This window comes from Xenorhabdus sp. XBWT, assembly GCF_059072735.1.
Genome location: NZ_JCACRQ010000005.1, coordinates 1 through 8,477, shown reverse-complemented (window position 1 = coordinate 8,477; position 8,477 = coordinate 1). Strand labels below are relative to the sequence as shown.

At 40.7% G+C, this 8,477-nt stretch carries 12 protein-coding genes; 2 read left to right on the top strand and 10 right to left on the bottom strand.

The genetic code is table 11. The features are described 5' to 3' along the window. Positions 1 to 171 precede the first annotated feature (171 nt). From AC5JQI_RS20090 to AC5JQI_RS20055, 8 genes are all read right to left on the bottom strand, one after another. A complete protein-coding gene (locus AC5JQI_RS20090; RefSeq protein WP_275384259.1) occupies positions 172 to 327 on the bottom strand; it encodes a hypothetical protein in 156 nt (51 codons plus the stop codon). Positions 328 to 793: 466 nt separating this feature from the next. After that, positions 794 to 2,062, bottom strand: a complete 1,269-nt coding sequence (locus AC5JQI_RS20085; RefSeq protein ID WP_275384258.1) for a secretin GspD/PilQ domain-containing protein — start codon at positions 2,060 to 2,062, stop codon at positions 794 to 796. After that, the gene (locus tag AC5JQI_RS20080) at positions 2,043 to 3,110 is read right to left on the bottom strand and encodes a zonular occludens toxin domain-containing protein (protein ID WP_275384257.1); all 1,068 of its coding nucleotides are present in this window, start codon (positions 3,108 to 3,110) and stop codon (positions 2,043 to 2,045) included. The genes AC5JQI_RS20085 and AC5JQI_RS20080 overlap by 20 nt, the downstream gene beginning before the upstream one ends. Then, entirely contained in the window at positions 3,110 to 3,451 is a 342-nt protein-coding gene (locus AC5JQI_RS20075) for a minor coat protein (RefSeq protein WP_275384256.1), read from the bottom strand. The genes AC5JQI_RS20080 and AC5JQI_RS20075 overlap by 1 nt, the downstream gene beginning before the upstream one ends. 3 nt (positions 3,452 to 3,454) lie before the next feature. Next, complete coding sequence (locus AC5JQI_RS20070; protein ID WP_275384255.1) at positions 3,455 to 4,951, bottom strand: hypothetical protein; 1,497 nt, start codon at positions 4,949 to 4,951, stop codon at positions 3,455 to 3,457. A 57-nt stretch (positions 4,952 to 5,008) separates the two neighbouring features. Continuing rightward, on the bottom strand, positions 5,009 to 5,242 hold the full coding sequence (locus tag AC5JQI_RS20065; RefSeq protein WP_493914903.1) for a major coat protein: 234 nt from the start codon (positions 5,240 to 5,242) through the stop codon (positions 5,009 to 5,011). 88 nt (positions 5,243 to 5,330) lie between these two features. Beyond that, positions 5,331 to 5,405: a tail virion protein G7P-2 gene (locus tag AC5JQI_RS20060; protein ID WP_275384260.1), complete on the bottom strand. Its 75-nt coding sequence runs from the start codon at positions 5,403 to 5,405 to the stop codon at positions 5,331 to 5,333. A gap of 99 nt (positions 5,406 to 5,504) precedes the next feature. Then, positions 5,505 to 5,795, bottom strand: a complete 291-nt coding sequence (locus AC5JQI_RS20055) for a hypothetical protein (RefSeq protein ID WP_493914902.1) — start codon at positions 5,793 to 5,795, stop codon at positions 5,505 to 5,507. 98 nt (positions 5,796 to 5,893) lie between these two features. On the opposite strand from AC5JQI_RS20055, the gene AC5JQI_RS20050 reads away from it, so the two are divergent. Beyond that, the gene (locus AC5JQI_RS20050; protein WP_493914901.1) at positions 5,894 to 6,127 is read left to right on the top strand and encodes a toxin-antitoxin system HicB family antitoxin; all 234 of its coding nucleotides are present in this window, start codon (positions 5,894 to 5,896) and stop codon (positions 6,125 to 6,127) included. Positions 6,128 to 6,227: 100 nt separating this feature from the next. On the opposite strand, the gene AC5JQI_RS20045 is transcribed toward AC5JQI_RS20050, so the two are convergent. Then, positions 6,228 to 6,527, bottom strand: coding sequence for a hypothetical protein (locus tag AC5JQI_RS20045; protein ID WP_493914900.1), 300 nt, complete (start codon positions 6,525 to 6,527; stop codon positions 6,228 to 6,230). Between the two features lie 214 nt (positions 6,528 to 6,741). Between AC5JQI_RS20045 and AC5JQI_RS20040 the strand changes: the two genes are divergently transcribed. Then, positions 6,742 to 7,104, top strand: a complete 363-nt coding sequence (locus AC5JQI_RS20040; protein WP_493914899.1) for a helix-turn-helix domain-containing protein — start codon at positions 6,742 to 6,744, stop codon at positions 7,102 to 7,104. Here AC5JQI_RS20040 and AC5JQI_RS20035 read toward each other — a convergent pair. After that, positions 7,101 to 8,081 (bottom strand): rep family protein, encoded by a 981-nt coding sequence (locus AC5JQI_RS20035; protein ID WP_493914898.1) that lies wholly within the window; start codon positions 8,079 to 8,081, stop codon positions 7,101 to 7,103. The two genes, AC5JQI_RS20040 and AC5JQI_RS20035, sit on opposite strands and share 4 nt — an antisense overlap. Positions 8,082 to 8,477 lie beyond the last annotated feature (396 nt).

Here is an 8,477-nt window from a genome sequence, read left to right as displayed (position 1 = left end):
CTCAAAACCGCCTTACTGGCGATCAGGTATGAAGTCCATATAACCATGTGATATACTCCTAAAAGCAGGGGGGAAATCCGCCAAGATATAGACCCCGCAACCATCCAGGCCCAGTTATTTAACTGGGCTTACTCTTTTTAATCTATTTGCTCTAAAATTTTCACGAGCATTTTAAAACTTAATACTCTGCTGCGAATTTTTCTTTAACTGTTCACGTATAAAAATTCGGATTTCACGACTCACAGTCGTATCTTTCCCTTTACACAAATCAGCGAATGCCTTTTTATCTGGTTCAGGAAGGCGAACCTGAATGGCAACCTCTTTCATAAAAACCTCTAATTGTACTGATATATTCACTACAATATAGTGCCTATATCGATACATTACAAGATCGATTTCGCTGAACATTTCTTTTGTCTCCGACCATCTATCTATCGAGTTAATGATAGTTCCGTGCATTTCAGGCTTTGCAGGAAGGGGAGGGGTTCCCGACTCCCTGATTTAGTCCCCCTTTTGCGTCGTCGGATTGGCTGATGGTGTCCCCAGTAACTATAGTGAGCCTCCTTCCATGCCCTAAAGGGCATCCTTTCACACACCGAACGAACATTGTTCTTTTGTTCGTTTACGTGAAAAAAATAACGTAATGACGTAATTAATCAGATTACTTCGGGCGCGTTCGCCAAGGGAAAATACATAATTCGTCATTCGGCCTACAAATAGGTTTTATCAACAAGCATTGGCCAACATCACAGATTGCATCTGTAATGTTGGCCAATGCTTTTCTTAATCACCGTTAGATAGCACGTAAAACGCGAGCATGGATCATCACATAGAGCGCCCGCTTTTGGGCATCATCCGATTCAGAACTGAATAACCAGCCAATCAACGGAATGCGGGAGATAAACGGCACCGAACTGTCTTCATTTGAAGAACGATCGTCAATCAGACCGCCCAATAATAACGTCTGACCACTGTTCAGGTGAACGGTCGTCTCAATCTGACGCTGATTCGTGATAATGTCACTCGCCGCCGTTAAACTGCTGATACTGTCCGCCCTGACATGAATATTCATGATAACGACATCAGAGGGTGTCACAATCGGCGTCACCGACAAAGACACGCCCACATCATGGCGTTCAATGGTCTGAAACGGATTATTCACACTGGCGGCTTCACCCGTGACTTTACCTGTCACAAAAGGCACGTTCTGCCCCACTGAGATATAACCCCGCTGACCGGACATCGTGAGAATACGCGGCACAGAAAGCACCGAAGAGGCACTGTCCTTCTGAACCGCCTTAAGAGACAATCCCAAAACATTACCGTTAAAAATGCCAAATGATCCCCCTGCGGCTGATAGAACCGAGGCCAACCGATCCGTATTAACGCCCCCTGCCACTGACCCCGTCTGAGAACCAGCCGAAAAGCTGAAATCAAATGCTTTTCCTTCCGTTGTTTCAAACATCAACGCTTCTATCAAGACCTGATCACGGGGTACATCAATCTCTGGCAAGACGGTTTTCAATTCCTCATGCTGTGGCGCTGACGCTGTCACGACCAATATATTGGCGCCATCAAAAGGAAACACTTTTGCACCGGCTTCACGCCCTGCTTTCAGATAAATCTCCATCACCGGTGCCAAATCTTTCGCCCTCACATGGTTGACTTTGTAAGTCTGGGTAATGAGTTTCACCGACTGGAGAGAGGCTGAATCAGGGGCAGCAAGGAGGGTATCACTGTGTAAAAAATCCGAATCCAGATAATCCGGCGTAGGCCGATACTGACCGACAATGGCAGGTTCACCCGGGACCAGATCATACCCGTTAGCCCGCAGCACCGAGACAAAAAAATCCGTGATATTTTCTTTCGTCACATCAGCCGAATAAACCGTGATTTCCCCTTTCACCTCCGGCGCAATCACGATCGCCCTGGCCGCTTCCTTGGCATACCACGCCACAAAATCCCGCAACGGGGCATTATTTAATTCAACACGATCTGACCAGGCAAAACAAGAAAAACACATTGAAATAAAGCAGGTTAAATTAACAACGAATTTTTTCATTATAATTCCCTTTATACACGACAGCAGTACAGGCATCAATAAAATCAATATTATAGCCATTTAACCCTAATTCTTTAGACGTGAATTTATTGCCTTTAGTATCTGAAAAAACATAATTAACGTCAAAACCATAACGAGAAGAAGAAAATATTCTGAACTCATTTAATGGAAATGTTTTATTTTCTTTAACCTCATGAGATTTATTAATAATATTATTATTAACAGGTTTAACCTGTGATGAATAATTAAAAATAAAGCCAATTAACGCACCAATAATAAAAATAACAATACGGGAGAAACGCTTTAAATAAATTTTAGTTAAACGCATATAAAATCCAATATCATGGGAGCAGGCATAACGCCCATGAGATAAATACGGCGTTAAATAAGAATAAACACCCTGTTCATAAGCATCAGAAAACGCCTGTTTGGTATCATACGCGGCATACAAATCACGGCCTGTATACGTCCAGCGCTCAACCGTCATCGACTGGGGCGAATCCCCATATTTCACAATACCGACATGAATTTTTGGCAGGGGTAATTTATTTCCGGTCATCACACTGTACAGGCTGCCAATAAACGGGATCGTAATTTTATCCAGACGGCGACAATAAACGACATGCTCAGCCAGTGCCAATCTCGCTTGCTTATCCATAATAGATAAGTCCTGAATGAGAAAAATAATGTCCCAGCCGAACTTACGGGCATGCAGAAACCAGTCAACGACGGCTTGCCGCTGCTTGTCCGACCACGAACGCGAGTTAAACCACGTCCCGCACTCATCCAGTACCAACAACCCATTTTTATTTTCATCATACGAATCATTGCCGATCCCGATACACTCAAGGTCAGACAAAGACGGTTTATCCGGAATGCGCATCACCCGTGGGGATTTGGCAAACCGCCCCACACGAGGCAGATTAAACACCCGTAAATCAAGGTTCGTCGCCACTTTACACCCTGACACTATCTTGTCCTGGATCTTACCCACGGCAACTAAGGTTTTTCCCGATCCTAACTTTCCTGTCACCACATAAACGGCCATTATGATTTATTCCAATCGAGGTAAGAGATAACACGGTCTTTCACGTCAAAAATAAAAACCGCCGCTTTCAATGAAAATATGGAATAAACACAAGGCAGTGCATTAGACGGTAAAAGCGAGGAAATCACCCCGCTAATTTCAGACGGTAAAGCCGCAGATAAATCCGAAAGATACGACACCAGTAACCCGTTCAGGCCAACCAGTAACCCCAGAAAAAGCCCGATAGCCAACGCAATACGAGCAATGCCCAAAGTAAAATATTTAGCTAAATAACCGATTAAAAAAGACAGCAGCCAGCCGACAAAACGAATTAACGCAGGAATTCCCAGTAATGCAGGCATCAATCACCCCTTATTACGCAGAATAGAAGTGAACGTGTCGTAAACAGTGACAAACGTCCAGAAATAAAGAATAAAAGAAAAAATACGTTTAAACATATCAAGATACTGACAATCAATCGTAAATTCATATTTCTGACCTTCACCAAAAATAATTGGCCTGCACTCAGAGGCCGATGGCAACGAAGGAAAAAAACTCATAAAATTATCCACTAAAGAAGATTTATCGCCCTGTCCTATCTGAGCCATATACCCCGCCGAATCTTGAAATTCATCGCCGATCTTGCCAGTACCATTAATTAAGCCAGACACACTATTAATATGATTATTCAACACCTCAGTCAAAGACGAGGAAGCCGATTCAAATTCTGAATTAATTTCCGATTTTATTTTTAATTCATTATATTCTTCCGTTATCGCATTTTTATTCGCACTCGACATGCGTTCATAATCGAATTCCCCCGAAAAACTCCCCCCACTCCCACCGGAAGAAACCGCCCCCTGACTACCAGAAGAATGACTCCCATAACCCGATGATTGATGACCACTATGACCCGATGATTCATTGCTGCCATTATCTGAAATATTATTTTCATTCCCCTCTGATGAGTTATTATCCGTAATCTCTAAAAGATTACTTTCATTCCCATCAGGAATATTAACGTGATTATTAACGTTGTTATCGTATTTATCATTTGGATACACTTCAACAGTAACGTATTCTTTATAATCCCAAGGCTCCCTTTCAATTAATCGAGATTTATCACAAAAGCGTCTTGTAAAACCCTGAGAATCAGGCAAGTAACTGCATATTTTTGTCGTATCAATAGACTTATTAGTTGTCTTTATTTCATAGGTATAACCCATGAATTTACTCCATGATTGATAGCCCTCTTTCTTTTCTACAAGTTTAAACGATATTTTTTTATCAAAATATTCAAAATAAATATGGTTGTTATCATCGTCATCCTCCATAAAGGTTTTTTTTTCCAAACGCCTATTCGATTTAATAAAATCCATTACGCTATATAACGCAATATCATCTGGACTATCTCCCTTTATATAGCCTCCACTCCCTACCAGAGGATTAGCATAATACTGATGATTGTTCTCAATATAAGCCGTAAATGACACATCCTCAGGATAATCCATCTCATAAGCATCATTGGGGACATCTATATATTGCCCTATTTTCAAGCTCCCGTTCCCAGAACCTTCGCCGTTCCCAGAACCTTCGCCGTTGCCCTCATCATCAACGCCATTTGCGCCTACCGGAGTCCAATCCCCATACCAGCTATAGCCATCATCATGACTTAAACTTGCAATACCCGACAGCGAATAAAAACACCCCCCCCGATTCGCGTATTTGGTGTTCCCTGACACCCAAACACCCGTCATCGTACTGCTTCTAATAATCCCCTTTAACTTACATTCTTTATCCGTCAATACCGCAGAATAAGAAAAACAAGGCACGACCAAGAGAGATAATAAAATAAGACGCATATAAACCTCTGGATCAAAAAAAGGAGCCTAAGCCCCTCCATAAATAAAAAGGAAAAATTAAGACGCGCGGTTAACAAATTTCTTAAACAATTTAATCCCGACCGTTGCGCCAACAATTAATACCGCCAGTCCCCAGGCATACGTCGTAAACTCAGTTGCTTGACTGGTCAATTGTTCAAACGCGACCTTGGCCTGATTGGCTGCCCCCGCCCCGCCTTCAGAGGCAAACACCCCGACGGATGCGGCCAATGAAGAAACCGCCACAGCAGACTTAATAATCAAATTTTTCACGTTGAAACCTCAGACAATCGTTTAAAGTAAAGAATAGAACGGGAAATACACCATCCCAATACAAAAGCACCAAAGAAATAAGACAATATCATCTCTGGCCTCCGGCAATAATACCGAGTGAAAAGCAAATAACTAACGCGGCATTAAATACCAAATCATAAATTTCCGTTAAATTAAATTCATGAAGAATAATTTATTCATCCTATAAATAATATTCAATATTGAACCGCCAATTATCAATATTGTTAAATATAAAAAACCATCACAGGCCAGAACGAATACTAACTGCACTTAATTTCACAAAACGACCATTTAATTTAACATCACAAGAAACAGTAACCAGTTTGCCCACAAGATCTTTAGCATTATTAACCAGTGACTGAAATAAATTAAACGGAGCCGAAATCTCATTCATTAAATAACCGTGAGAATCCGCACTTTTCGTATCTGGCTCAGTCGCCAATGAAACTTTAACACCAGTAATCAACTCACCTGTTATTTTATCGGGAAATTCATAACGGCGAACACTTATAAGCAAACCTTTTACGTCCATTTACGTCTCCTGTAACATCAATCAAAGCAGTGTGTAATGCATCGAATTTTGCATCATTAACTGCATCACTTTCTGCATCATACACAAGAGGAAAAAAAATGCAACTCCCTAAATCAGTTACTTACGAGGATACTTGCGAGAGCGAAAGCGCCAAACTCATCACTGATATGCTGGAACAAAGCGGAACAATCTCAGTCAGGATAAGAAAGCCTCTCTTTGAAAGAGTTAAAAAACTATGTGAAAAAAAGGAAGTTAGTGTGAATGACTACGTAAGCACCGCTATCGCAATGCGTTTACTTTGGGAAGAAAAAACCAAAAACAAGGAAAAATAAAAAAATAAAGGGGTCATTAGACCCCTAATTAATATATATTAATTAAAAATAATTCACATACAAAAAAAAGGAATTGATATTTAAAATAATTAATTTTAAATTAATTAATGATGTTTTTTAATTCAAACTCTATATCAAATTTTGACATTAAAAAAACCGCAACAACACCATATTTATTCATTGCAATATCTATATTATCAACATCATCATCAAATCCTGTTAATAATATAAAAATACAAGTCATTGCAACACCAATACGAACGCAATCAGGATATGAAAAAATAATATTAAAAATACGTTCTGCCAAAATATCAATATCATCATGAACCCAATTTAATTCTGCAATACTATTTTTAATATCAAAATATTTTTTTCCCTTCTTTGTTAATACAAAACTCATTGTATCAATCTCGCTATAAAGTAAAAAAAACCCCAAAAAAAGGGGCTAGCTCGAACGGTTTATTTTGTTATAGTAACTATTGTAAATTATTTCTTATTCCCTGGTGAAACTAACACACAGTGCTCTATATGTACCTAGGTTCATATAGTGAGCCTGCCTCGCATTCTGTAACAGTGGTAAAAAATAGTCAAGATAAACGATTAAGATTATATATATGAACGCACAGCGATTAGTTAAAGCAAGAAAGGAAAAAGGTTTATCCCAGCGTGAACTGGGAGAAGCATTAGGGACAGAAGACTCTGAACAAGCCAGAGGAAAGATTAGACGATATGAGCGTGGAGGCGCATCCCCCACATACAAAACCGTTTGTGAAATCGCTGAAATTCTGAACGTACCAGAATGCTATTTCTATATAAAAGATGATTTATTCGCCGAACAGGTACTACTGTTATTCAAAAAAAATCTTTCCGATGAAACTGAAAATAACCTCATTACCACTCTGAAAGAAAAAAATAAGCAATACGAAAAAGCATTAAAAAACATACAAAAAGAAATAGACTTCACAAACTCCCTCTAAGAAGGGACAGTGTATCCCCCTAAAACCTCCGTACCTCCATCTCGACTTAAAAAAGTGGCGTAAAACAAATCAAAATCGCCGCAATACAAGGAGGTAAACAAAAATCTTGCGACTGCCTCAGAGCCTCCATTTTCCGCCAACTCAAGAACGGTCGCCCGATTGCTAGATTTAATTAAATAACGCCACTCAGATAACGTAATATGACAAAGCAATTTCGCGCTATCATCTTGCTCTGCCACAATTTCTTCATCCGATTTGTCAGGTTCAAGCTCAAAGAACTGACGTAGCCCACGAGACCATTTAATTTGTGAAACTCCCTTCATCGCCCTAGCATAAAACAGAAATAGCACTCTTAAACGGTGACGTTCGTCGTCATCTTCCGTATCCGCAATGCCGCGAAGTAAGTCCCACGGAGACATAGAGCCTTTTTTACCCCGCTTAACATTACCTTTGGTCACTTCATCCATCATATCCCAAGTAACCGCATCACCTGATGCCGTCTTAAGTACGTCACCATTAGAACCAAATTTCGTAATATACTCGCCAGCCTTCTCCCCACCTTGAATATCCATACCATACTCATTAGGACAATCCAGCCCCGCCCGCGTAGTCATATCTTTCCAACGTTCTAGGCACCAAGACCAGTCAGCATCTTGATGCTCAATCGGCAAAGGCGTTCGAGATAGGTTTGTATCCCTACGGGTAACAGGTAATTTTTGTTTGCTTACCACAATAATATGGAAATGAGGATGCCAGCCGTTTTCACCATAACGGATTTCAAAAGAGCGAATATGCCCGATAATGCCGTATTTTTCCTTAAATCGCTTTGCAGGCGCTCCACGCCACCAACCCGACAGAGCATTACTCATTTTAGGTACTAGCGATTCAATCGTATCAGCCGCTGTATGTGGTGCGGTAAATGTTAGCAATGAGAACTCAAGATCCAATGCTTCACGCTGACTAGCCGCGATCCGCATTTCATTAGCCTTTTTTTCATTGATTTTTGCGGCGCAAACCGGACACGTCCAAACACTAGCGCATTGCGCTATACCGCTATAAAAAGCCTTTTTATGCTCTTCACTTCTAAGCACCTGAGCAGTAGGGGAAATCGTTACACGGTTACAATCACATGTCCTATGTAATTTTTTAAGGCCATTTTTTTTAACTGGGGGATTGCTCCCAAAAAAGGCACGGAGCACACTTGCAGACGCATCCAAAAGCTTAAAACGCTCCCGTCTTGCATCAATGGCATCAGATTGTTTATTAAAAGAAATAACCTCCCCAGTATCACGGTCTATCAGTTCACCGTTAAGGGGGGGGTTCGTAACTTCGCATCTATACCGAGAGGGCACCCCAGCACTTCTTAAAGCCAC